The organism is Bacillota bacterium (genome assembly GCA_024655925.1).
Lineage (GTDB): Bacteria > Bacillota > DTU025 > DTU025 > JANLFS01 > JANLFS01.
This window is the reverse complement of record JANLFS010000098.1, coordinates 1-216: the sequence shown is the minus strand read 5'-3', so window position 1 is coordinate 216 and position 216 is coordinate 1. Positions and strand designations below refer to the sequence as shown.

The 216-nt window shown below is 57.9% G+C and carries 1 protein-coding gene; it reads left to right on the top strand.

Annotated features, from left to right (window positions below):
* Positions 1–13: 13 nt before the first annotated feature.
* Positions 14–216: UPF0236 family protein (locus NUW23_12880; GenBank protein ID MCR4427059.1), on the top strand; the 203-nt coding region annotated here is incomplete at its 3' end.

Sequence of the window (216 nt, the reverse complement as noted above, 5' to 3'; positions counted from 1 at the left end):
GGAGGGGTCTCTCATGATGGATATTCGGCATGTGGTGGCGGTGGTCCTCTTCTTGGTGAAAGGGATTTGCGGGCTTCTGAAGGAGTTCAGGGACTTTGGGAGCCTGGAAGAGGGTGTGCGTGGGCTGGTGCAGGAAGCCGGCCAGAAGGTATTCGTATGGGCCCTGGAGGAGCTGGACGAGAAGCTGCTGAAACAGCGGGACAAGGCTAACCTTGA